Origin of the sequence: Sphingobacterium corticibacterium (genome assembly GCF_004208525.1) — a bacterium.
GTDB lineage: Bacteria > Bacteroidota > Bacteroidia > Sphingobacteriales > Sphingobacteriaceae > Sphingobacterium > Sphingobacterium corticibacterium.
The window spans coordinates 973208-998466 of record NZ_SGIT01000002.1 but is presented as its reverse complement, the minus strand read 5'-3'; the positions used below and the strand labels follow the sequence as shown (position 1 = coordinate 998466).

At 43.4% G+C, this 25259-nt stretch carries 16 protein-coding genes; 10 read left to right on the top strand and 6 right to left on the bottom strand.

From position 1 onward, the window contains the following. Window positions 1-4: 4 nt before the first annotated feature. From EWE74_RS12490 to EWE74_RS12445, 10 genes are all read left to right on the top strand, one after another. Window positions 5-3076 carry a galactose-binding domain-containing protein gene (locus EWE74_RS12490; RefSeq protein WP_239018648.1) on the top strand — a complete coding sequence of 1024 codons (3072 nt, stop codon included), beginning with the start codon at window positions 5-7 and terminating at the stop codon, window positions 3074-3076. Window positions 3077-3080: 4 nt separating this feature from the next. After that, complete coding sequence (locus EWE74_RS12485) at window positions 3081-5366, top strand: GH92 family glycosyl hydrolase (RefSeq protein ID WP_130141862.1); 2286 nt, start codon at window positions 3081-3083, stop codon at window positions 5364-5366. A gap of 60 nt (window positions 5367-5426) precedes the next feature. After that, the gene (locus EWE74_RS12480; protein ID WP_130141861.1) at window positions 5427-7154 is read left to right on the top strand and encodes a RagB/SusD family nutrient uptake outer membrane protein; all 1728 of its coding nucleotides are present in this window, start codon (window positions 5427-5429) and stop codon (window positions 7152-7154) included. A 13-nt stretch (window positions 7155-7167) separates the two neighbouring features. Then, window positions 7168-7611, top strand: coding sequence for a DUF5004 domain-containing protein (locus EWE74_RS12475; RefSeq protein WP_130141860.1), 444 nt, complete (start codon window positions 7168-7170; stop codon window positions 7609-7611). A gap of 8 nt (window positions 7612-7619) precedes the next feature. Next, on the top strand, window positions 7620-8609 hold the full coding sequence (locus EWE74_RS12470; RefSeq protein ID WP_239018647.1) for a DUF4961 domain-containing protein: 990 nt from the start codon (window positions 7620-7622) through the stop codon (window positions 8607-8609). A 46-nt stretch (window positions 8610-8655) separates the two neighbouring features. After that, on the top strand, window positions 8656-11736 hold the full coding sequence (locus EWE74_RS12465; protein WP_239018646.1) for a SusC/RagA family TonB-linked outer membrane protein: 3081 nt from the start codon (window positions 8656-8658) through the stop codon (window positions 11734-11736). Between the two features lie 19 nt (window positions 11737-11755). Beyond that, window positions 11756-13441, top strand: coding sequence for a RagB/SusD family nutrient uptake outer membrane protein (locus tag EWE74_RS12460; RefSeq protein ID WP_130141858.1), 1686 nt, complete (start codon window positions 11756-11758; stop codon window positions 13439-13441). 28 nt (window positions 13442-13469) lie between these two features. Next, window positions 13470-16514, top strand: a complete 3045-nt coding sequence (locus EWE74_RS12455; protein WP_130141857.1) for a SusC/RagA family TonB-linked outer membrane protein — start codon at window positions 13470-13472, stop codon at window positions 16512-16514. Window positions 16515-16575: 61 nt separating this feature from the next. After that, window positions 16576-17727: a prolipoprotein diacylglyceryl transferase gene (locus EWE74_RS12450; RefSeq protein WP_130141856.1), complete on the top strand. Its 1152-nt coding sequence runs from the start codon at window positions 16576-16578 to the stop codon at window positions 17725-17727. A gap of 11 nt (window positions 17728-17738) precedes the next feature. Next, entirely contained in the window at window positions 17739-19220 is a 1482-nt protein-coding gene (locus tag EWE74_RS12445; protein ID WP_130141855.1) for a S41 family peptidase, read from the top strand. 32 nt (window positions 19221-19252) lie between these two features. Here EWE74_RS12445 and ilvA read toward each other — a convergent pair whose 3' ends face one another. The 6 genes from ilvA to leuD form a co-directional block, all read right to left on the bottom strand. Continuing rightward, window positions 19253-20491, bottom strand: coding sequence for a threonine ammonia-lyase IlvA (gene ilvA, locus EWE74_RS12440; RefSeq protein ID WP_130141854.1), 1239 nt, complete (start codon window positions 20489-20491; stop codon window positions 19253-19255). Between the two features lie 6 nt (window positions 20492-20497). Continuing rightward, on the bottom strand, window positions 20498-20863 hold the full coding sequence (locus EWE74_RS12435) for a YraN family protein (RefSeq protein WP_130141853.1): 366 nt from the start codon (window positions 20861-20863) through the stop codon (window positions 20498-20500). A 3-nt stretch (window positions 20864-20866) separates the two neighbouring features. Further along, window positions 20867-22021: a 2-isopropylmalate synthase gene (locus EWE74_RS12430; protein WP_130141852.1), complete on the bottom strand. Its 1155-nt coding sequence runs from the start codon at window positions 22019-22021 to the stop codon at window positions 20867-20869. A 79-nt stretch (window positions 22022-22100) separates the two neighbouring features. Continuing rightward, the gene (gene leuB, locus EWE74_RS12425; RefSeq protein WP_130141851.1) at window positions 22101-23174 is read right to left on the bottom strand and encodes a 3-isopropylmalate dehydrogenase; all 1074 of its coding nucleotides are present in this window, start codon (window positions 23172-23174) and stop codon (window positions 22101-22103) included. Window positions 23175-23188: 14 nt separating this feature from the next. Further along, window positions 23189-24649 (bottom strand): ATP-binding cassette domain-containing protein, encoded by a 1461-nt coding sequence (locus EWE74_RS12420; RefSeq protein WP_130141850.1) that lies wholly within the window; start codon window positions 24647-24649, stop codon window positions 23189-23191. Window position 24650: 1 nt separating this feature from the next. Then, window positions 24651-25253: a 3-isopropylmalate dehydratase small subunit gene (leuD, locus tag EWE74_RS12415; RefSeq protein ID WP_130141849.1), complete on the bottom strand. Its 603-nt coding sequence runs from the start codon at window positions 25251-25253 to the stop codon at window positions 24651-24653. Window positions 25254-25259 lie beyond the last annotated feature (6 nt).

Below are 25259 nucleotides of genomic sequence, written 5' to 3'. Positions count from 1 at the left end.
GACAATGGGTATAATAAAGAAGATATTATTTACAATGTTATCCTTGCTATTGGTTTCTGTTGCGTGTAACGGACAGCTTCAGCAAATATCCTTAAATAGTACCAATCCTGATATAACATGGTGGGTACAACCAAAAACAGAAGGTTCACCGTCGGGGTTTGAGATTTCAACTTCAGGTTATCGGATGGAAGATGCCGTCAAAGGCGTAGTTCCTGGGGTGGTGTTTACAGCTTATGTCGAGGCGGACGAAGTGCCTGATCCTAACTATTCGGATAATATCCACCGTGTTGATGAGACTTTTTTTAATCGACCTTTTTGGTATCGCACAACCTTTCAACTGCCTGCTTCGGTAAAACCCGGACAGCAAATCTGGTTGCAGTTCGACAATACGAACCGGTATGCAGATTTTTATATGAATGGTGTAAAATTATCAGGAACACTGGAATCTACGAAAGATGTCAGTGGGCATATGCTACGTACCAAATATGAGGTTAGCCATTTGGTTAGCCATGATCAGGAGAATGTCGTCGCTGTGTTGATTACCGATGCCGACCAAAAGAAGACAAGGAATGCCAAGGATCAATTTGGCGTAGTAGCCAGCCCGACCTATTTATCGGCCGCAAGTTGGGACTGGATGCCCTACGTGCCCGGACGGTTGGCCGGTATAACGGGAAATGTATCGTTAAGTTTTACCGGTGATGTGACGATGGAAGATCCTTGGATAAGATCTGAACTGGAATCGAATGACATTGCCTACTTATTTGTTTCAACGGAGTTGAAGAATACGTCCAATCAACCAAAAGAGGTGCTGATATCCGGACGCATTCAACCGGGTAATATACAGTTCTCCAAGCAAGTACACCTGGAGGCCAATACTTCGAAAAAGGTTTATATAGACCGTAAAGAAGTGGAGTCCCTTATTGTAAAGCAACCCAAGCTTTGGTGGCCTAATGGTTATGGAGAGCCGCATTTATATACGTGCACGTTGCGAAGTGAGATTGATGGTGAGGTATCCGATCAAAAGGAAATCCCTTTCGGCATACGGCAGTATGAATACCAGTATATTCGAAACAATGCGGGATGGCCTGTTCTCCAGTTCTTTATTAACGGACAGCGGATATTTTTGAAAGGTGGAAATTGGGGTATGAGTGAATATTTGTTGCGGTGCTACGGGAAAGAATACGAGACGAAGATAAAATTGCACAAAGACATGAATTATAATATGATTCGTCTTTGGACGGGTTGTGTGACAGATGATGCTTTTTATGATTACTGTGACCGTTATGGTATTATGGTCTGGGATGACTTCTGGCTTTACGTGGCTTATAATGATGTCGCGAGTGACGAGGATTTTAAAGAAAATGCGCTGGATAAAGTGAAAAGATTAAGGAACCATCCGAGTATTGCACTATGGTGTGGGGCTAATGAAACACATCCTAAGCCAGAGTTGGACGGTTATCTCCGCAGCATTGTTGCTTTGGAAGACCATAATGACCGGATGTATAAGTCCAGTTCTAATCAAGATGGGCTATCTGGTAGTGGTTGGTGGGGCAATCAGCCGCCGAAGCATCACTTTGAAAACTCGGGGAGTAACCTGGCGTGGAATAATCCGCCTTATCCGTATGGTTCGGACCGGGGCTACGGATTGCGAACAGAAATTGGTACAGCGACTTTCCCGAATTATGAAAGTGTGAAAGAATTTATGCCGACCGAATCATTATGGCCTTTGCCTACAGATGAGCAATTGGAAAAGGATGATGATAATGTGTGGAACAAGCACTATTTCGGAAAAGAAGCATCTAATGCAAGCCCTATTAATTATAAACGAGCGGTAAATACCCAATTTGGAGAGTCAGATAACCTGATTGCTTTTTGCGAAAAGGCTCAATACATCAATATAGAAGTGATGAAAGGGATATATGAAGCTTGGAATGATAAGATGTGGGAGGATGCTTCGGGATTATTGCTCTGGATGAGCCAATCGGCGTACCCTTCCTTTGTATGGCAGACGTATGATTACTATCATGACGCGACCGGAGCTTATTGGGGCGCTAAATATGCCTGTGAACCTTTGCATATACAATGGAACGCCTCTAATAATAGTGTGAAAGCTATAAATACCACATCGGAAGATCTGAAGGATGCAGTGGCGATTACGAAGGTTTTCACCTTGGATGGTAAAGAATTAGCTAAGTATGGCCGCAGTGAAAAAGTGAACGTATCGGCAAGCAACAAAAATGAGGCTTACCGTTTAAATTTCAATCCCTTCAATCTAGCTTTTGGAAAGCAAGCTTTTGCATCTTCGGTTTCCAATGGTCGCGAGGCGTCCTTGGTGACGGATGGTGCAGGTGGAAGTCGTTGGGAAAGCAACGCTACCGATCAGGAGTGGATCTACATCGATCTGGGCAAATCGCAAGCGGTACAAACCGTGGTTATAAAATGGGAAGAAGCTTATGCCGCAGCCTATGATGTTCAAGTGTCGGCGGACGGACAAAAATGGTTCACGGTGAAAGAGATGAAAGAAGGTAAAGGAGGCACCGAGGAAATTCCTGTACAGCATAAGCATACACGCTATGTGAAGGTTGTAGGAAAGAAAAGAGCTACTCCGTTTGGCTTCTCTATTTTCGAGATCGAAGTATACGGTAAAGATCGGCTGGATAGAGAACTTACACCTTTACATTTTATAAAATTGGAATTGAAAGACAGTTTGAATAACATACTTTCCGAGAATTTTTATTGGCGGAACGGTGAAAAAGAACTTGACTATACGAAGCTAAATAATCTGCCTGATGCAGATCTGACTTTTACATTGTTGGACAAAGCAGATGATGGAAAGCAGATCTTAATTAAAAATCAGGGAAAGAGTGTGGCTTTTGGTAATCGACTCAGACTTGTCCGACATGATACGCAGCAGCGGGTATTGCCTGTATTGTTTTCTGATAATTATTTCACCTTGATGCCAGATGAGGAGAAAATCGTACAGATTTCGGATTTAGAAGCAGGTCAATTTGATCTGCTTTGGAAGCAATATGGATATAAAGAGGAACATGTTTTAGTAGTGAAGAAAAAAAAATAAACGGATGAAAATAAAAAAAATAGTTTGGGTTGTTCTTTTTTCGCTTGAGATAACGCTTGGTTATGCACAGGAGAAGGACTTGGTAAAGTATGTGAATACGTTGCAGGGGACGGATTCCGAATGGGCGTTGTCCTATGGAAATACTTACCCTACGGTGGGCTTGCCTTTTGCGATGCATTTTTTTTCTGCACAGACAGGAAAGAATGGTGATGGTTGGAAATATACCTATAAGGCGAATACGATCCGTGGTTTTCAGCAAGTACACCAATGTAGTCCTTGGATGGGTGATTATGCGGTTTTTTCCCTGATGCCCGGAAAGGGAAACCTTATCGTCAATGAAGATGAAAGGGCTTTGCCTTTTAACCATGATAATGAAATTGCTAAACCACATTATTATTCCGTAAAGTTTGACAACGGGATACAAGCAGAGATCAGTCCGGTAGAGCGCGGTGCGCACATGCGGTTCTCCTTTCCGAAAAAGGAAAAGGCGTATTTGATCCTAGACGGTTTTCTTAAGAATAGTCAAGTAAAGATAATTCCCGAAGAGCGCAAAATTATCGGCTATGTTAATAATGGTCGGTTCGTTCCCGAAAACTTCCGTAATTATTTTGTACTGGTTTTCAATCAGGATTTTAAGAGCTATGGCACGTGGGAAAATAGAGCGAATAAAATCTCTTCGGAAAATAGAGAGGATGAAGGAGAAGGCATTGGTGCTTACCTGGAATTTAAGCCGGGCGCACGTGTAGAAGTGAAAATGGCATCCTCGTATATTGACCCCGATCAAGCATTACGGAATTTAAAACAGGAGCTGGACGGAAATAAAAATTTTGAAACGACCAAAACCAAAGCGTTCGATGTTTGGAATGCATGGTTACACCGTATCGTAGTAGAAGGGGGAACAGAAGCAGAAAAAGCAACTTTCTATTCTTGTCTGTTTCGTGCCAATCTCTTTTCTCGTAAGTTCTATGAAATTGATCCAGCGGGTAGTCCCTATTATTTCAGTCCGTATGACGGAAAAATTCACCCCGGCTATATGTATACTGATAATGGCTTTTGGGATACTTTTCGTTCACAATTTCCATTGAGTAATATCCTACATCGTGAAATGCAGGGACGCTATATGCAGTCTTTATTGGATGCGCAGCAACAGGCAGGCTTTCTTCCAACTTGGTCTAATCCGGGTATGTCCGGTGTCATGATCGGAAACCATGCGATTTCATTACTAACGGATGCATGGGTAAAAGGTGTGCGTACTTTTAATCCCGGTAGTGCTTTGCACGCCTATTATCATGAGGTAACCACTAAAGGTTTTTATGGAGGCTCGAATGGTAGACATGGTTGGGAAGAGTACTTTATCAAAGGATATATTCCTTATAAGGATGATTTGCATGAAAGCACGGCCAAAACATTAGAGTATGCTTATGATGATTTTTGTGCTTATCAACTGGCAAAAATGACGGGTAATAAATTCTACGAAAATATATTTGCTCGCCAGATGTATAATTACGTCAACGTTTTTGATAAAGATAGCAAATTTATGCGAGGACGATTGGCAAATGGCGAATGGATGCCGGATTTTGATCCGGTGGAATGGGGTGGTGCTTTTACCGAGGCCAATGCCTGGCAATATACGTGGTCAGTGATGCACGACATAAACGGATTGATTAATCTCATCGGTGGCGTAGATCGTTTCAACGCGAAATTAGATTCTCTGTTCACGATGGAACAGACCATCAAGTATGGCAGCTATAAACAGGAAATACACGAGATGCGGGAGATGCTCTTGGCCAAAATGGGACAATATGCACATGGTAATCAACCGGTACAGCATGTTGCGTATTTATACAATTTCAGCGGCCAACCCTGGAAATCGCAAGAGCGGACGCGGAAAGTAATGTCCCAGTTGTATAATGCTTCGGAAAAAGGCTTTCCGGGAGATGAAGATCAAGGCGGGATGTCTTCTTGGTATGTGTTGAGTGCGTTGGGGATTTATAGCGTATGTCCGGGAACGGACCAGTATGTTTTTGGCAGTCCGGTCTTTGAGAAAGCTACCGTGAAGTTGGAAAACGGGAAGGAGTTTGTCGTGATAGCAAAGAATAACAGTCCGGAGAATATATATATACAATCCGCTCGGTTGAATGGTATTCCCTACGATAGGAATTTCATACGGTATGAGGACATCATACAAGGAGGAAAACTGGAGTTTGTGATGGGTGCTTCTCCCAATGTGAATAGGGGTGTATCGAAAGAAGCCCGACCATTTTCGTTGAGCCAGCTCGAAGGAGAGTAGTTCCGCACGTTGGTGAGAAAACAATGATCTGATAAATTATAATACATTATAGATTAAATTATGAACAAGGAATATTTGATTTACGCAGTATGTGCCATGCTGGCATTTGTGTCGTGCGAAAAACAGGGTTTTTTGGATTCGACACAGTCTACTGATCTGAACGAGCAAGTTGTCTTTTCGGATAGTGCCTACACGATTAATTTTCTTTCGGGGATATATGAAAATATAGGCTTTGCCACAGCACCTAAGCGCTTTGGCGGTGGTGGATTAGACGCCAGTACGGACGAAGCAGAAGGAGCAGGATTGGGCACGATTAACACGTTCATACAATTTGCGACAGGTACGGTCAACGCGAATATGATCACAACAGACGCTTGGTCTACCTGTTATACGAACATCCGCAGGTCCAACATTATGCTTAAAAATTTGCCGGATGCGCAGTTTGCTAACGATATCAAGGTGCGAGCTACCGCGGAGACACGATTTTTGAGAGCGTATTATTATTTTATTCTTATAGAGCATTACGGGGGTGTTCCGTTAATGGGGGATAGTGTTTACCGTGCCGATGATGTTATCCCTTTTGCCCGGAATACCTTTGCGCAATGTGTGGATTATATTGTGCAGGAGTGTGATGCCGCTGCTGAGGACCTACCATGGGCACATAATGGCGAAAATTATGGGCGTGTCAATAAGGCTGCTTGCTATGGGCTGAAATCGCGGGTATTGCTTTATGCCGCCAGTCCGTTGTTTAATGGAGGAGGATTGGCTACAGAAGAACCATTGCGCAGTATCGTTGCTTATCCTAATGTAGATCAAGCAAGATGGGAACGGGCAGAAGCAGCAGCGGAACAGGTGATAGCATCTGGTCAATATAGCTTACACCTCAATAATACCACCGAACCCGGCTATGGTTTTTATGAAGTTTTCCAGCTGCGTAAAAACAACGAATACCTCTTGGCGAGGATGCAAGGCGGCAACCGGCAATTGGAAGCGACATGGAACCCTCCTACTTTTGGGGTGGACAATCCCGGCGCCTATCCTTATTTGGAAATCGTAAACGCTTTCGGTATGCGAAATGGCTTATCTATAGACGATCCCAATTCGGGTTATGATCCGGCACGGCCATATAACGGTAGGGACCCGAGACTGGCGAATACGATTACACGCGACCAGTCCATGGCTTTTCATCGAGACGGCTTAGCGCGTAGGCCTGTCAATATTTTTATCGATAAAACCAATCCCAACAATGTTAGTTCGGGGCAGGATGCGATCTATAAGGGTACGCCGACGGGTTTTTATGTCTATAAGATGATACACCGGTTTGTGGTGGTGGATCAGTTCAATACCGAAACGCCGCGATGCCTGCCGATTATCCGGTACGCAGAGATCCTGCTGAACTATGCCGAAGCACGTAATGAACATCTTGCTGCGCCGGATGGGAAGGTATATGAGGCTGTGGAAGCCATCCGCCAGCGGGCTGGGCTTTCTCCCTATACCTTGCCGACGGGCCTTTCTCAGGCAGATATGCGCGCAATTATCCAAAACGAAAGACAAAAAGAACTGGCGTTTGAGGGCCATCGTTTTTTCGATGTGCGTCGTTGGAAGATTGCTGAAACGGTGGAAAACCGCCAACTACATGGTACGGAACCTGTACGCGCAGCCGGTGTTACTACCTACAATACGATCGATGTGCGAAAAAGAGTGTTTAACCAGCGCATGTATCTCTGGCCAATTCCGCAATCAGAAGTTGCGAAATCTGTTGACCTATTACAAAATCCTGGATATTAAAAGAAAAGAAGAGATGAAAATCAAGCAATTATTACTATTTGTCTTCGTTGCATTTGGCTATTTATTTCATGCCTCTTGTGAGGATGATATGGCAAATATTGTTACGGATGAGCCCGTTAAAGACATAACCGGAAGTTGGAAAGTGATCCAGCTGACGAGAAATGGCGAAGATTTGAGCCAACGGTTAAATCTGACCGATTTTCGTATAGATTTCAAAGAGGACGGGAGCTATACCTTAGCAAATGGACTACCATTTGTATTAGTGGGATCCGGGACCTATACGTTGAATGATCCGCAGTATCCTTTCAGCGTACTGATGACGGCTGATGGAGGACCCGAACAGACTGCTGTGAAACTTCAGTATCCGGTGGTTCGAGGAAAAAGGCAGTTAAGTCTTTCATTCAGTCTGGGATGCACCGGCAATACCTACCAATATAATTTTGAACGTGAAAACTAATAACCATTATGAAAAGACCATTTCAAAACCTACTGTATCTATATATTCTGGCAGGACTGTCTTTGACCATCTTTTTAGTCCACTGTGGACTAAAAGCATTGACGGTCACCGTCCCGGCACAAGCGCAGGTCGATGAACGCGTGACCTTCGTGATGCACAGTGGTGCGGAACCTCGTATAGAGGAACCAGGAACCTATACGACCCAACTGCTTGCGGGGATTATGGTTCCGAAAAGCTGGAACGCAAGAGAGCAGGCCGTACTGACCTATACCAGTCCGAAAGGAAACGGAACGTTGCGCATGATACCGGATTCGGAAATAGAACCGGTATCGGGTGTGAGCTGGCATCAGGCCGCTAAGAATATGTTTGGCATCGGTCCAAACCTCGTAGACGATTTCGAGTGGATTATCTATAGGAGTACGCAGTCGTATACGTTTTCCAACAATGAAGATATAGACTTCGATGTGCAGGTTGCATGTCATGTAGGATCTGAAAATATGCTGGTCCGTTTGGGGTTCTATGTGGGGTCTTCTATCGAGAATTTACGGCCTGAGGATACCGATTATAAGAAATTTGCTTTTTCGGATGTCTTTGAAGTGACCGGTGGCGAGGGTGATCTGATCGACTTTGTCAACCCGCAGCTGGGTACCATCCAGCCGGTAAGAAGTCTGGACAACGATATCATTACCCTTGTTTTTAATGGGGGGGTGATGAACACGGCGCTGGACGGGCTGAATGAAGTTTATTTACACGCCTATGCGTTTGACGGTGAGGATCAGCTGATCGGAGAGGTGGTTGAGCGGAATGACAAGACAAAAATGAGCAGTATAGGCGGTAGACAGTTTCGTATTGATATTTGGCCAAGGGGGTTGTTTTCGGTTGAAAAAGGGAAGCAAATTGCCCGATTGGAATATTATTTTACCGACGCGGATGGCACAAAGACGGTGGGTTATGGCAATACGGAAGAACCTTTTCGATATACTTTCCGCTGTGATTAAGGTATTGGGGTGATCAAGGAATATGAATCAAAAAATTATCTGAAATATGATGAATCAGTATATAAAAATTAGTTTAATAGCTATGTTGTGTCTTTTTGTCGGACACCATAGTGTTTTGGCTCGCTCTTTCCGGCAAAGTGTGAAGGGGCTTCCGGTGAACGTCGTTGACGAATACGGAAAACCGCTGTTGGGAGCAAAGGTATACTCCTTAGCGGATGAGCTACTTGGGGAGACGGGCGAAACGGGAGATGTGCGTGTGGAGGTGGTCGCGGGGACGGAGATTATTGTCCGGCATCCGGCATATTACCCCAAAACGATCGTGGTTGCGTCCGGCATCCGGATAGCAATGGTGGCCAATTATCTAAAACAGGAAGAAATACGGGAAGTGCTTTATGATCAAAAAACAGCTAAAAATCTGTTAGGAGCTGTATCTAGCGTATATAATAGCCAGCTCAAGACCACACCGACACCGCTTTACTTAAATGCGTTGACCGGGAGACTCCCCGGGTTTTATACGCAGGAAAGCAGTGGTTTCCGCTCGGCACGGTCAACGGCCATTACCTATGGTGATCTTGCGGGTTCCTTGCCTACGGAAGGTACAAAATACAGCTCCACACTTAGTGATAATAGTGAGATCTTCTTTCGATTGAGAGGGCAGCAGCCGGTCACGATTATTGACGGTGTGCAACGGGAGATCTATTCCATTGACCCGGAAAGCATTGAATCCATTACCGTTGCGAAAGATGCGCTATCCTCCATTTTGTTAGGACAGCGTAGTTCGAGAGGGGTATTGCAGATCACGACCAAAAAAGGTGTGGCAGGCCCTCCCCGGATCTCCTTTACGGCGCAGACAGGTATACAGGAAGCATTGAAGGTACCGGAACCGTTAAATGCTTATCAATATGCTTACCTCTATAACGAAGCCTTGGCAAACACCGGGCGGCTACCGGCCTACTCGCAGGAAGAATTTGAGCTTTTCCGGAACGGAAACTCGCCATTGCTATATCCGGATGTAAATTGGTATGATGCGGTGTTACGGAATAATAGTCCTATTACAAAGTATAATTTGGGTGTAAATGGAGGTATCCGCAATGCCCGGTATGCGCTTTCGCTTAGCTATTTAAATCAAGAAGGGATGTTTCGGGAGTCTGATGAATTTGACTATGCGACCAATGTGAGTCAAAGCCGTTACTTGATAAATAGTTCCATTGATGTGGACGTAACCAAAGATTTCACTATCGGATTGCAGCTTTTCGGTCGTATTCAGGATGGTAGACAGCCTGGAGCCGGAACGTCAAACATTATGAATGCTCTTTTTGCTACGCCTAACAATGCTTACCCCATCTTTAATGATAATGGTTCCTACGGAGGCTCTCCCCAGTTCAGAACGAATCTCTATCAGCAAGTAACGGGTTCAGGTTACTTGATCGATAATACAAGGGACGTTTTTGCAAATTTAGATTTTAACTATAAATTTGACCAATGGCTGCCGGGCTTATATGCTAAAGGAAAGGTGAATGTATCGGCAACTTCCTCTAGTCTCATTAACAGATATCGGCAGCAACCAGTTTTTGATGTGCAATACAATGATGCTGGTGAATTGACCTATATACGGTATGGGAATATTGCGGATCAGCCCAATTCATTTTCGACCACTTCTACAGCAAATTTCGTTTATTTTCAGGGCGCAATTGGATATGATACACAAATTGCCAATAGCCACCAGGTGGGTGGAAAGCTATTTGTCGATCAGCAGACGGCCAACTACCAATTTGATCTGCCTGCCATCCATACCAACTTTGCCGCAACGGGTAACTACGCTTATATGCAAAAATACTATGCAGAACTGGCGGTGAACTATTCAGGCTTCAATCGCTTTCAGCCGGGTAGGAAATACGGAACGTTTTATGCACTGGGCGTAGGCTGGGACTTGGCAAAGGAATCGTTTCTATCCACACAAACAGATTGGTTGGACCTATTGAAATTAAGAGCTACCTATGGTAAAACAGGTAACACCAACGAAGGAGCTTTGGGTTATTATAGCTGGCGTGCTGCTTACGGACAGGGAGGTAACAATGGCTACGAGTTTGGTTCGGAATATTCGTATATCAATAGTTTGGAGGAGAGGGGTTTAGCCAATGTGAACGCCACTTGGGAGAAAGGCAATAAATTCAATATCGGCTTGGATGCCGCTTTATGGAATTCTATGTTCCGACTGACGGCCGAATATTACAGAGATCGTTATTACGACCTGCTTCAACAGCGAGGATCGACGATCGAGATGATTGGGATAGGCTATCCCAATGAAAATATCGGCGAAAATCTGTTCGAAGGACAGGAAATCGACCTGACCTATCAAAACAATGTGGGCAAGTTTAACTATTTTATTTCGGCCAATGCGTCCCGTATGCGTACAGAAGTGCTTTATATGAACGAAGTGCAGCGCAATTATGCTTGGAATTATCGTACGGGTAGGCCAGTCGACCAGACGTTTGGATATTTGGCAAACGGACTGATACAGACGCAGGAAGAGGCTGATGCAGCACCGTTATTAGGCGGTAATGCGGTACGTCCAGGGGATGTAAAGCTGGTCGACCTGAATGGTGATGGCATCATCAATATACACGACCAAACCGCGATCGGCAACACGAAACCTATGATATACTATGGTGTTACACTTGGTTTTAGCGTCTCCGGATTTGATTTTAGTGTGCTTTTACAAGGTGTTGCGAACCGGACTTACCAACAAATGGATTACGCCTTCGGTAACAATGGCGATAGCCAAGGCTACTCGTATATGATGGGACGCTGGACACCGGAGACGGCTGAAACGGCGACTTATCCTCGTCTGACGGTTGGTTTTGATCCGACGAACACACCTTATCTCAATACCTCCAGCTACTGGACACGCTCGGGAGAGTATCTACGGCTCAGAAATGTGGACCTGGGCTATACGATCCCCACCCATTTAAGCCGCAAGATCAGCCTTTCTGCGTTTCGTATTTTTGCCAACGCGCAGAACCTTTTCACCTTTACGTCCTATGACCGACTGGATCCAGAGATTTCCGGAAATGCTGCTTATCCGGCGCAACGGACTATCGTTTTTGGTGTCAATATCAAATTATAAACCTAAGACAGATACCGCTATGAGATATATAGAATTAAAATGGACTTTATGGATTGCCGTGGCAATCTTCGCATTTGCTTCTTGCAAGAGCGACTTGGAAAACGTGCCTATCGAGACACAAACCTTGGAGCAGGTTTTCGATACGAATGATTCAGCAGGTACCAATGCAAATCGCTTTTTGACAGATTGTTACCGCTATCTTCCCAGTACGGGAAATAGGGTCGGTGGCGATTTCCTCGACTCGGGTACGGACGACGCTGTATCTTCCAACCCGACCAATACGTCGGTACAGCAGTTGGCTTTAGGTACTTACACAGATGATAGTTATCCGGACAATCGTTGGTCAGATTTCTATAAGGGGATCCGCATTGCCAGTATTTTTATCCAGAATATCGATCGTGTTCCGTTGAAAGGCCAGTTGTCCAACGGCACGCCGTTAAAGCGTGTATGGAAAGCCGAAGCGCGCTTTCTACGGGCGATGTTTTATTTTGAACTGGTGAGACGGCATGGTGGCATCCCTTTACTGGGAGACAAGGTCTATCAATTGAGCGATGATATAGAGTTGCCGCGTAATAGCTTTCAGGAATGTGTCGATTTTATCGTAGCTGAGTGTGATGCGATAAAAGATAGCTTGCGGGTGGATCCGTTTGACCTTCCTAACTACGGACGGCCTACGAAGGCGGCAGCGCTTGCGTTGAAATCACGGATCTTGCTGTACGCGGCAAGCCCGCTGTACAATGGCGGGAATATTGGCGGACAGAATCCGTTGACGGGTTATGCCGATTTTTCGGTAGCTAGGTGGCAGGCGGCAGAGCATGCGGCTAAAGAAGTTATGGATCTTAACTTGTTCCAATTGGAGCCGGAATTTAAGCAAGTATTCATTACCCGCAATAATGAGCGGATATTTTCGAAACAGGGGGGAAACAACACCAGTGTGGAGAATAACAATGGGCCTATCGGGTATGCCGCGGGTGTCAACAACGGAAGAACCAGCCCTACGCAGGAGTTTGTGGAGGCATTCGGTATGCTCAATGGCTTGGACATTACGGATCCCAATTCGGGATATAACGAGGACGATCCGTATAGTGGTCGTGATAAGCGTTTCTATGCTACTGTTTTTTATAATGGAGCGATGTGGTTGAGCCGTCCGGTTCAGACTTTTGAAGGTGGGGCAGATAAGCCCGGCGGAACGAGGCAACAGACCAAGACGGGGTATTATCTGCGGAAATTCATGGGCAACTTTGAAGAATCTGTCAATTACAGCGGTGTAAACCATGATCATATCCTATTTCGTTATGCGGAGACGTTGCTAAACTATGCCGAAGCACGAAACGAACGGCTGAGCGTGCCAGACCAAGCGGTTTATCAGGCGGTTGAAAATATTCGGAAACGTGCCGGTTTAAGTCCTTTTGAGCTTCCTTCGGGATTGAGCCAGGAACAGATGCGCGCAGTTATTCGGAACGAACGACGTAAAGAACTTGCTTTTGAGGAGCATCGTTTTTACGATGTGCGCAGGTGGAAAATCGCCGAACAGGAGTTCAATAAGGAACTACATGCGATGGTTATTTACGAAACGGGTACAGGGACTATTCGTCAAGCTGTTCCCGTCTTGAAGATGAATTTTGAAAAGAAAATGTATCTGGCACCGATTCCATTCAATGAGGTCATTAAAAACCCGAATATGGAACAAAATCCAGAGTGGTAGTCCAATTATAATCTTATAAGCTATTGTGATGAAAAGAGCATTATATAACTTCATAATAATGGTTTTTGTGCCATTTTTAACCTTTGCACAATCGACCGTTACGGGGGTTGTGAAAAACAGTGCCGGACCTTTGTCCGGCGTAACCATCTCGGAGAAGGGGGGGAACTCCGTACAAACGGATCGGAACGGACGATTCCGTTTGTCGTTAAGCCGAAATAAAGAATTGGTATTTACAAGTGTGGGGTATGTCTCGCAGGAAAGAACGGTAAAGGGCGGTGAGGATTTAGAAATTATCCTCCAAACAAGTAGTCAGGATATCAATGAGGTCGTTGTTATTGGATTTGGTACGACTAAAAAATTGACCAATACGGGAGCCGTCAGTTCCATAAAAGGAGCCGAGATTCGCAATGTACCAACTTCCAGTGTGCAGAACGCGCTTACCGGTAGACTGCCTGGTTTTGTTTCCGTTCAACGTTCTGGTCAGCCTGGACGGGATGCTTCCGACTTTTATATCCGAGGTGTGAGTTCGCTGAACTCGGAGGGCAATCAACCCCTGATTATTGTGGACGATATTGAATATACGTACGAACAATTGTCTCAGATCAATGTGAATGAGATCGAAAGCATATCCATTCTGAAAGATGCATCCACTACAGCTGTATTTGGTATCAAAGGCGCAAATGGGGTGCTTGTGGTAAAAACACGTCGCGGAGAGTCGGGGACACCACGCATTAATTTCCGTGCGGAATCGGGGATGCAGAGTCCGGTTACAAGACTAAACTTTTTAAATGCCTATGAAAGTGCATTGCTGTGGAATGAAGCCATCGCGAATACAGATGGAGATAATACCAACCAACCTTTTAGTGCGGAATCACTGGAGCGGTTTCGCTTAGGTGATGATCCTTATGGTCATCCGGATATCAACTGGTATGAACGTATTTTTAAACCGGTGAGCTTTCAATATAATACCAATGTGGATATTTCGGGGGGTAGCGAGAGCATTCGGTATTTTATTTCAGGGGGTGCATTTTCGCAGGATGGTAACTTGTATACCTTTTCCAATGAAGGTGATCAGATCAATAATAATTACTATTATAGACGATATAACCTTCGATCAAACCTGGATGTACAGGCTACTAAAAGCTTAAAATTACGGTTGGATTTCAGGACAAACTTTGGGAATATCAATTCGCCTAGGGCAGGTAATGTCGTTGGTGAGGTGTTCGATTTCAATAAAATACGTCCGTGGTCAGCTCCTTTCTTGAACCCGAACGGTTCATATACGTATGCCAATGATACGCAGGATCTTTTGCCCACGGTTAACGCACGCTTAGCCACCGCAGGATATAATCTGGATAGACGGAATGATATTAATATCTTATTTGGCGGTACGCAGGAATTGGATGTGGTGACGAAAGGCCTGTCTTTCTCGACACGTATAGCCTATGCCAGCGTGGAGTCTAACCTACGGGAGCAGGCGAGGGATGAAATACCGGTGTATCGGTATTACCCTTATACAGATAGTTATCTTTTGAAGGGTGGTTCGCCTTATGTTTTAGGTAACTATACGTTGCGTGCTTACCAAGGTGATTACAATAATCGCATGAATTTTCAGGCCAATTTTAATTATGACAGAACTTTTGGCATGCATAGCATCAACTCTCTTTTATTATACAATAGGGAATCTTATAAAACCAAAGGTGATAAGAGTACGAACTGGATTCCGCAGAATTTCCAAGGTTTTACTTGGCGTACCGGCTATAATTACAGTGAGAAATATTTGGTGGATCTGACTTTGGCCTATAATGGTTCGGATCGTTTCCAATCGGATAAACGTTATGGTCTTTTTCCTGCTGTTTCTGTGGGATATAATCTGTCTCAGGAAAAGTTCTTTAAAGAGGCATTCCATTTTGTTGACCTGTTTAAGCTCCGAGCCTCTTATGGCGTTGTCGGCTCAGACAAAGTAGCGGGAGATCGGTATCTGTTTCAACAGGTCTACAACGGAGGAGGGGGATATTCTTTCGGAGAAACGCATCAATCCTCGGGTACGATCTATGAGGGGAATTTAGGAAATCCACGTGTGACTTGGGAAAAGCAGCGCTCGTTTGACGTGGGATTGGAAATGAACGTATTAAACAATAAATTCTCCGTAGTCGTGGACTATTTCAACAATATTCGCTATGATCAATTGGTTACATCACAATCGTTGCCTATCCATATCGGTGTAGGAGTTTCTCCAACGAATATAGCTCGTGTTCGCAACCGTGGTGTGGAATTTGAATTGAACTATAATGACCACATCGGTGCGTTCAATTATAATATAAAGGGTGTATTGACTTATTTCAAGAATAAAATCTTATTTCAGGATGAGCCTATGCCGGCTTATCCCTGGTTACAGCTGACCGGCCACCAGATCAATCAGCCCATTGGCTATCTATTTGATGGATTTTACACAGAAGAGAATATAGCGGATAGTCCAAAGCCTACCGGAGGATATATTGTACAGCCGGGCGATTTGCGTTACAAGGATCTCAATGGCGATGGCATTATTGATGATTATGACAGAACGACGATAGGTAGACCGAACATCCCCAATACCAGTTTTGGTTTAACACTTGGTGGAAGTTATAAAGGTTTCAGTTTTAGTGCGCTGTTGCAGGGGACGACCGGCTACAGCTTTAGCGTACAGGGAAGTGGTATCGAGCCGTTCCAGAGCCAGTTCCAGCCTATACATCAAGAACGCTGGACGCCCGAAACAGCGTCAACGGCGATGTTTCCTCGTCTAACCACTAACCCTACAACGATTAGTAGCCCTTCCTCATACATGTCGGATTTCTGGTTAATTGATGCGACTTATCTTCGATTAAAAACAGTAGAATTGGGCTATCAGTTGCCGGATCGTTGGTTGCCTTTCAAAATCAATAATGCGCGAGCCTACGTGAGTGGATACAATCTCTTTACATGGACAAATTATTCGTTGTATCAGCAAGACCCGGAGGTAACTTCCAATACAGCAGGGGATGCATATCAAAACCAACGTGTGATTAATTTGGGTATTCAAATAGGGCTTTAATACAAAAAATACAGCGCTTGGAATAAATCTTTATTTTTGAGCACTGTATTATATTGAAATTATGTTTCCTACGTTCTCCTCGTTAATCAATTACATCTTCGGTACGGACTTCTCCTGGCCAATCCCAACCTTCGGCATTTTTGTCACGTTGGCTTTTGTACTTTCCTATCTGGTATTCAAAAGCGAATTTGTACGAAAAGAAAAACGAGGAGAATTTAAAGCTTTCGAAGAACACGTACAGTGGGACGCGAAAGCTATATCTTTCCTTTTTTTAGGATATGGTCTTTTGGGTTTTTTGATTGGCTACAAGGGAATTGGTGCGCTATTGAATCTGGAGGCATTTTCCCATAACCCACTTCGTTTTATTTTTTCGGCACAAGGTAACTGGATCGCCGGATTGGCGTTGGCGCTGGTCTCTTGTGTGCTAACAGGCATCTTATACAGAAAGTTGATTTTTGGAAAGAACACGACGGAAACCAGAAATGTAAGGCCGAAGGAATTACTGCCTGCGATGTTACTTTGGGCAGGAGTAACGGGGTTTATCGGGTCCAAGGTATTTAATGTTTTTGAGGACGGACATTTACATCATTCCCATTCCATTTTTGAGATCCTGCATGTCAGCGGTCTCACATTTTGGGGAGGTCTTTTTTTTGGTGCAGCCAGCTATCTATATATTGGCATGCGAAAGGGGATGGGATGGCGACATCTGGCGGATGTAGGATCGCTAGGCATGTTAGTCGCTTATGGTGTTGGGAGAATTGGGTGTCATCTTTCCGGCGATGGCGATTGGGGGATAGTGAACACCGTAGAAAAACCATTTTCTTTACTACCGGATTGGATGTGGTCTTTCCGCTTTCCCCACAATGTTATTGGACAGGGAGAACACATCTCGGGATGTGAGGGCAAATATTGTTATATACTCCCGAATGGCGTATTTCCTACTTCATTTTATGAAGCCTTCGTTATATTACTTGTTTTTGCTGTTCTTTGGAAAATAAAAGAACGTATCAAAACACCAGGGAGACTATTTGTTATTTACCTGTTTATTACTGGGACGGAACGGTTTCTAATTGAATTTATACGCGTAAATTATAAATTTAAAGTTTTTGGACTCTATTTATCGGAAGCCCAATTGGTAGGTTTTTTTATGGTATTGCTTGCTTTTCTATTAGGTGGATATCTAAAAAATAACCACTATCTTAGCAACCGATAAATAGACAGTTAATGAACCTACATAAGTATTTGTTGTTATTGCTCTGTTTGGGGCTTTTATTCGCCTGTAAAAAAGAGATCAAGAACCCACCCAACCCTATCACGGAAGAACCGACAGAGCAGGATCGCTTAAGAGCAAGTATCTACGATTATTTTAATAAATATTCGTTGTGGACGGCGCAGGTTCCTGATCTCGATGAGGAAGGACGACTGGAATTTGTAAAGAAATATTCTTCTAATCAAAGTCTTCTGACCGCTTTAAAAAATATGACACCTTTCCATAGCGGATATAGTGGAAGTATTGATCGCTTCTCTTTTATAGATGAATCGGGTGCGGACGGGAATGCAAACTCAAGCTACGCCGATGGTATTCGGATGGATACCAACGAGGGGTACGGACTTTATTATGGTTGGGGCATACTTTCTTCTTCGGCAACAGTAGCCTATCCAGTTATTTTCTTTGTCGAAGGAGGATCCCCTGCGTGGAAGGAGGGGGTTACAAGAGGATCGATCGTATACGCCGTCAATGACGATGAGAATATTACCGTTGGATATAACGGCAGTAATCTAAATCAAGCCGATGTACGACGTGTTGGAACGAAGTTGGAAGCTGCATTAGAGGCGAACTCCTTGAAATTGAAATTGGAAACAGCGAGTGGAGAGGATAAAGTGTTTACGCTAGGATATCAGGATTCCTATGACATCGACCCCGTTATTTTAGATTCGGTTTATGTTTATCCGGATAAAAATATTGGTTATTTGGCGTATTCCTCTTTTGAAGAGGTATGGCCAAATACGCATCAAAATTATGTAAAGCTTGAGGAGATATTTAATTCCTTTACGGACGCTAATATTAAAGATCTGATCTTGGATTTGCGATATAATACAGGGGGCTATGTAAACACCGCCGAATATCTAGCGAATAAAATGATTAATGCCGCAGATCATGATAAATTAATGTTCAAATATGAGGTGAATGATTATTTAGCTACATCTTTCCAGCATCGGACCAGTTTTCAAGATGTTTATTTCGAGAGCAATAATAACCAACTCACATTGGAGAATGTCTACGTTTTGGTAACGGAGCAAACGGCGTCAGCTGCTGAATTACTAATCAGTTCACTTAAGCCCTATCTTAATGTGACCATTATTGCCGAAACGGATAGAACATATGGTAAACCAGTCGGCTTTTTTCCAGAAGAAATTAATGATGAGTTTACGTTGTGGGTTACGTCGTTTAAGACCATCAATGCTAATGGATATACAGATTATTGGGATGGTATGCAGGTCGACGTGGCGAATATCGATGATTATATTTTTAAAGATTTTGGTGATTCCGAAGAAGATATGACTGCCAAAGCGTTAAATCTTGCAGGTGTCTCGACATCTGGCATGCGGGCGTCTTCTAGAAAAAGTTCTACGGCACGCCGAGGTATAAAAGTCGGGATTATCAATAAGCCAAACGAACGCAATATGTTAAAAAAGAGACTTTAAAAATAAACCTGCCCGCCGACAGGTTTATTTTTTTATACTAGATACTCAAATAATGTCTGATCTTTATTGACTTCGATGAAATCGAATTTATAAGATTTCATTCTTTCGATAAAAGAAGTATAATCCTTCGGATCGTTTAGTTCGATACCAATCAACGCCGGTCCTCGTTCGCGTTCTGTTTTTTTGATATATTCGAATCTGGTAATATCATCCTTTGGCCCGAGTACTTCTGTTACCAGTAAACGTAAAGCACCTGGACGTTGTGGGAAACGAACGATAAAGTAATGCTTAAAACCCTCGTAAAGCAATGACATTTCTTTAATCTCGCTCATGCGGTCAATGTCGTTATTACCTCCGGAAACGATACAAACGACTTTTTTCCCTTTTATTTCTTCTTTGTGAAAATCTAAGGCTGCGATAGACAATGCTCCTGCGGGTTCGGCCACAATAGCGTCTTTATTATAAAGCTGTAAAATGGTCGTGCAGATTTTACCTTCGGGTATTGGCTTCACGCTATCGAGCAGTTTACTGCTAATTTCGTACGTTAAAGTACCTATTTTTTTCACTGCAGCGCCGTCCACAAATTTATTGATATGTTCCAGCTCTATCGGGCCATTATTCCGTATGGCGGCAATCATAGAAGGTGCCCCTTCCGGCTCTACGCCATACAGTTTAACATGAGAGGCATGTTTTTTCATGTGATAGCTCAGTCCTGACGATAGTCCGCCTCCTCCTATAGGGATAATAATGGCATCTACATCCGGAAGATCTTGCAATATTTCTACGGCTACCGTACCCTGCCCCTCGATGATCTTTTCGTCATCGAAAGGAGGAATGAACGTCATATTATGCTCTTTTGTGTACTCCACGGCTGCTTTTTGACAATCATCGAACGTATCGCCGGTTAATACGATTTCAATATTACCGTTGCCCCACATCTCGGTTTGTGTAATTTTTTGACGTGGCGTAGGACCTGGCATGAAAATAACACCCTTAATATCTAGTTTTTTACAGGAAAGGGCCACACCTTGCGCGTGGTTACCCGCGCTAGCACACGTAACGCCACGGTTTTTTTCTTCTTCTGACAGACTCACAATTTTATTGTAGGCACCACGTAGCTTATACGAACGCACCACTTGCAGGTCTTCCCGTTTTAAATATACCTCCGCATCATATTTTTCGGAAAGGTGTATATTATATTGCAAAGGCGTACGGTTCACAACGCCTTTTATGCGTTCTGCCGCTTGCAATGAATCTATGTTTAAGGTCATATTGTTTTAAGAATAACTGCCCCAAAAAGCGTCTTTAACAAGTGAAATGTCTTTTTTGCCGTTATGGCTATAAATGGAAACAATATCAAATCTGATATCGCCCTGATGGTTGATTTGTTTTAAAAAAACACCGGCTGCCTTGATGAGGTTTTTTTGCTTTTTTAAATCAACAAACTGAAATGGCTCGCCAAATTGTGTTGAACTGCGGCTTTTTACTTCCACAAAAGTCAGGATATCACCCTCTTTAGCAATGATATCTATTTCCCACCACTTATATCGCCAATTTAATTGTAGAATTTGGTAGCCTTGCGTACGTAGAAACGCTTGTGCTTCTCGTTCCCCCTGCTGACCAAATTCTAAATGTTTAGCCATGTTTTATTTTAATAACGTATGCAGATCCTCATCATTGATATCTTTTTTTGCATCAGCCATGATAAGAAACTTTTCATAGATTACGGCGAGGTTATCTTTGTCTAACTGATAGCCCAGGCGTTCCAAATGGTGTTTTAATGCATGGCGACCAGAACGAGCTGTCAAAATAATATCCGCTTCGGCTAACCCTACATCTTCCGGACGAATAATCTCGTAAGTTTCACGATGTTTTAGGAAACCGTCTTGATGTATCCCGGAACTGTGTGCAAAAGCATTTTTACCTACAATAGCCTTGTTAGGTTGCACCGGCATACGCATCATGGAACTCACCTTACGTGAAATGTGCGTGAACATTTTACTATTGATGTTAGAACTTAGTCCTGGGAATAGACTTGCATGTACTTGCATAATCATGGCAACTTCTTCCAGTGAGGTATTCCCTGCACGTTCACCGATACCATTAATTGTACATTCAACTTGACGAGCTCCGTTTTGAACGGCAGCAATGGAATTGGCTGTGGCTAAACCTAAATCATTATGGCAATGTGCCGAGATGATAGCCTCATCGATGTTTTTTACATTTTCTTTTAGGTACTTGATTTTGGCACCGTATTGATCTGGCAAGCAGTACCCGTTAGTATCGGGAATATTTACCACGGTGGCTCCCGCTGCAATGACAGCTTCTACCATTTTTGCCAGATAGGCTAAGTCTGCCCGTCCAGCATCTTCCGCATAGAATTCAACATCTTCTACATAAGATTTAGCATGCTTTACTGCTGAAATGGCACGTTCTAGAATTTCTTCACGCGTCGAATTGAATTTGTATTGTATATGCATGTCCGATGATCCAATTCCGGTGTGGATACGTGGACGTTTGGCATATTTCAACGCATCAGCGGCAACATCAATATCGTTCTTATTCGCACGTGTAAGCGCGCATATAATAACGTCGTCCACTGCTTTCGATAATTCGACCACCGATTGGAAATCCCCTGGACTCGATACGGGGAATCCCGCTTCGATAATGTCAACACCCAAAAGCTCTAAATCTTTGGCAATATCTATTTTTTCTGCAGTTGTTAACTGGCAGCCAGGGACCTGTTCACCATCGCGTAGGGTCGTATCGAAAATATATAAATGATTAGGATCGTGTAACATAGTCTTATAATTATCTAAAGATGATCTGCTAAATGATAGACAGATCGGTTAAAAACCTAAAATTAACAAATCTTTTTCCTTATCTCAAATATTCCAATACTTTGGCGCCCATCTCGTTTGTGCCCAATGTATGTGTAGCAAGTGTTGCAGCATTAGCGATATCACCCGTTCTCCAACCTGCTTTTAGCGTGTCCGCAACAGCTTGGGTTACCGCTTTGGCTTCTTCTTGTAAACCGAATGCAATATCGAGCATTAATGCGGCGGATAGAATAGATGCTAATGGATTTGCTTTGTTTTGCCCCGCAATATCATGTGCAGATCCGTGAATCGGTTCGAAAAATCCTGTTCCATCACCAATAGATGCCGACGCTAACATACCCATAGAACCTGCAATTTGAGAAGCCTCGTCTGTCAGGATATCTCCGAAAAGGTTGGCCGTCAATACGACATCGAATTTTTTAGGATTCTTCACCAATTGCATAGCGGCGTTGTCGATGAACATGTGTTCCGTTTCAACATCCGGATATTCGCGTGCGATTTCCTGCACAACATCGCGCCATAGGCGTGACGTTTCCAATACATTTGCTTTATCAACGGAGCACAGCTTTTTGTTACGCGTACGAGCCGCCTCATACGCTTTACGTGCAATGCGTTCTACTTCATAGCGGTGATAATTCATTAAATCTGAAGCGAAGGTGTTGTCATCGCTACGTATTTTTTCGCCAAAATATACATCGCCAGTCAACTCGCGGAAAAATAAAATATCTGTTCCACGTAGGACTTCCGGCTTTAGGCTGGATGCCTCTAGCAATTCATCAAATAATAATATAGGACGAAGATTGGCATATAACCCTAACTCTTTCCGTATTTTCAGTAAGCCTTGCTCGGGCCTTACTTTCGCCGACGGATCATTATCGTATTTTGCGTGTCCGATAGCACCGAACAGGATGGCGTCTGATGCTTTTGCTTTTTCTAGCGTTTCATCTGGTAGCGGATTGCCGGTTGCTTCAATAGCCGTATGTCCCATAATAGCTTCATCGAAGCTAAACACATGACCGTATTTTGTAGCAACTGTTTCTAACGCTTGTTTTCCCCATGTCGTTACTTCTTGCCCAATACCATCTCCGGGGATGATTAAAATATTTTTGTTCATTTTTATATAATTATTTATATCGTTACTTCCTGTAACACCTCACCTTTTTCCAAGATAAATTTATGTTCTATGCAAGACGGTAATTGTGATTCATAATGACCGACGTAAATTAGTGTATTGCCATGTGCACACAGCTCATCTACCACAGCATTGAAATGTGTAGTTTGCGCGACATCCAATCCTTGGCAAGGCTCATCTAGTATCAGTAATGGTGGGTTTTTGATAATGGTTCTAGCCAAAAGAGTCAAGCGCTGTTTTCCTAACGGAAGCGTGTGAAGCAATTGGTCTTTATAGGGCAACAGATCAAAGAAATCCAATAGCTGCTCCATACGTTTTTTTTCTTCGTACTTCACCTCCATAAACCAACCGATACTATCGTAAAACCCCGATGCCACGGTATGCCATACGGTAGCATTTCGGTCAAAATACCAATGCATCTCTGGTGAGATAATACCAACCTTTTCTTTAATGTCCCAAATGCTCTCGCCTGAACCGCGTTTCGTTCCAAACAACCAAATGTCTGAAGCATAGGCTTGGGGATGATCACCATTCAATAAACTCAACAAAGTAGACTTACCTGAACCATTTGGACCTTGCAACAACCACTTTTCGCCGGCCTTTACTTTCCAACTTATATTTTTTAATACGACTTTGTCACCGTAGCGAACAGACACGTTTTTCAGCTCAACTATATTTTGGCTGGTTGTCTCTGGTTCTTGCTGCAGAAAATAGGGGAGAGGCTTCTTTTCACGAACATTATCTTTAGATAAATCCTTCGCCTGTTCTACCACTTTAAGCCGACCGTTTTCGATTTCTGCAAAACGATTGATGCAAGAAGGGAGTTGTGAATCGTTCGTTATGAGGATCAATGTAGTTCCTTTATCGGAAATTTCATTGAAAAGATCCAAGAGGTTTGATCTGGACTGTTTGTCTAGTCCTGTAAAGGGTTCGTCAATGATTAAAAGCTGTGGATTAAGCCAGAGCGCCTGTACCAATTGCAGTTTTTTATGCTCGCCACTGGACAGTTCGATCAGCTGTGTGTCTTTACAGTTTTCGAAACCCAATGCATGCAAAATAGGCTCGGCATCCGCGTAGCGGAGGTCGTTTTTCTGACCAAAATGGATGAGATCAGCGTAAACCGTAAGGGTGTCGTTTTTCTGGAATTTATTATAGCGTTGTTGATAATAAAAGTTACGGTCTCCCTCCAAGTTCGTGAACTGATACCAGTTAGAAACGTAATAAGCACGTGGCGGGCACGCGCTATGTTCCTTAAAATGAAAGGTAATCTCTCCTGTTGCTTTCTCTTCTCCTACGATCGCTTTAGCCAAAGAAGTTTTCCCTGTTCCGCTTTTACCACCGATAACCCAATTTTCGCCTGGATATATATTCCAATTGAAATCTGACAATACCGCCTGACCGGCGTATTGGACATTCAAATGGGTTATATGGGCGACAGGATTATGGTGAGTCATCATATTAACGATAAAATGAAAAAGGTCTTATTCTTTCAAATTCTTCGATTTCTGCTGTATGGCTCAAGATGTAGTCGATATCATCATAACCATTGATTAAACAAGATTTTTTGTACGGGTTGATTTCAAATTCAAAACGATCTCCGGTTTCGTTAATAGTTACCGTTTGTGCTTCTAAGTCTATGGTTAATTCCGCATCGGGATTCGCAAAAACGATGTCAAATATTTTCTCTAAAAATTCGTCTGGAACCGTGATGGGCAATACGCCATTATTTAGTGCGTTGCCTTTGAAAATATCGGCAAAGAATGAACTGATGACAACGTCAAAGCCATAATCTTGGATCGCCCATGCCGCATGTTCGCGGGAAGAACCACAACCAAAGTTTTTGCCGGCTACCAATATTTTTCCGCTATATGTCGGATTGTTCATCACGAAATCCGCTTTTGGGTTCCCGTCACTATCATAACGCCAGTCGCGGAATAAATTGTCACCAAATCCTTCTCTTGTAGTTGCTTTCAAAAAGCGTGCGGGGATAATTTGGTCGGTGTCGATATTTTCGATAGATAGCGGTACTATCCTTGAAGTTAATTTTTCAAATTTTTTCATTTCAGC

Coding starts and splice junctions, on each gene's coding strand:
- EWE74_RS12490 (WP_239018648.1), top strand. CDS start 5: ATGGGTATAATAAAGAAGATATTATTTACAATGTTATCCTTGCTATTG.
- EWE74_RS12485 (WP_130141862.1), top strand. CDS start 3,081: ATGAAAATAAAAAAAATAGTTTGGGTTGTTCTTTTTTCGCTTGAGATA.
- EWE74_RS12480 (WP_130141861.1), top strand. CDS start 5,427: ATGAACAAGGAATATTTGATTTACGCAGTATGTGCCATGCTGGCATTT.
- EWE74_RS12475 (WP_130141860.1), top strand. CDS start 7,168: ATGAAAATCAAGCAATTATTACTATTTGTCTTCGTTGCATTTGGCTAT.
- EWE74_RS12470 (WP_239018647.1), top strand. CDS start 7,620: ATGAAAAGACCATTTCAAAACCTACTGTATCTATATATTCTGGCAGGA.
- EWE74_RS12465 (WP_239018646.1), top strand. CDS start 8,656: ATGATGAATCAGTATATAAAAATTAGTTTAATAGCTATGTTGTGTCTT.
- EWE74_RS12460 (WP_130141858.1), top strand. CDS start 11,756: ATGAGATATATAGAATTAAAATGGACTTTATGGATTGCCGTGGCAATC.
- EWE74_RS12455 (WP_130141857.1), top strand. CDS start 13,470: ATGAAAAGAGCATTATATAACTTCATAATAATGGTTTTTGTGCCATTT.
- EWE74_RS12450 (WP_130141856.1), top strand. CDS start 16,576: ATGTTTCCTACGTTCTCCTCGTTAATCAATTACATCTTCGGTACGGAC.
- EWE74_RS12445 (WP_130141855.1), top strand. CDS start 17,739: ATGAACCTACATAAGTATTTGTTGTTATTGCTCTGTTTGGGGCTTTTA.
- ilvA (WP_130141854.1), bottom strand. CDS start 20,491: ATGACCTTAAACATAGATTCATTGCAAGCGGCAGAACGCATAAAAGGC.
- EWE74_RS12435 (WP_130141853.1), bottom strand. CDS start 20,863: ATGGCTAAACATTTAGAATTTGGTCAGCAGGGGGAACGAGAAGCACAA.
- EWE74_RS12430 (WP_130141852.1), bottom strand. CDS start 22,021: ATGTTACACGATCCTAATCATTTATATATTTTCGATACGACCCTACGC.
- leuB (WP_130141851.1), bottom strand. CDS start 23,174: ATGAACAAAAATATTTTAATCATCCCCGGAGATGGTATTGGGCAAGAA.
- EWE74_RS12420 (WP_130141850.1), bottom strand. CDS start 24,649: ATGATGACTCACCATAATCCTGTCGCCCATATAACCCATTTGAATGTC.
- leuD (WP_130141849.1), bottom strand. CDS start 25,253: ATGAAAAAATTTGAAAAATTAACTTCAAGGATAGTACCGCTATCTATC.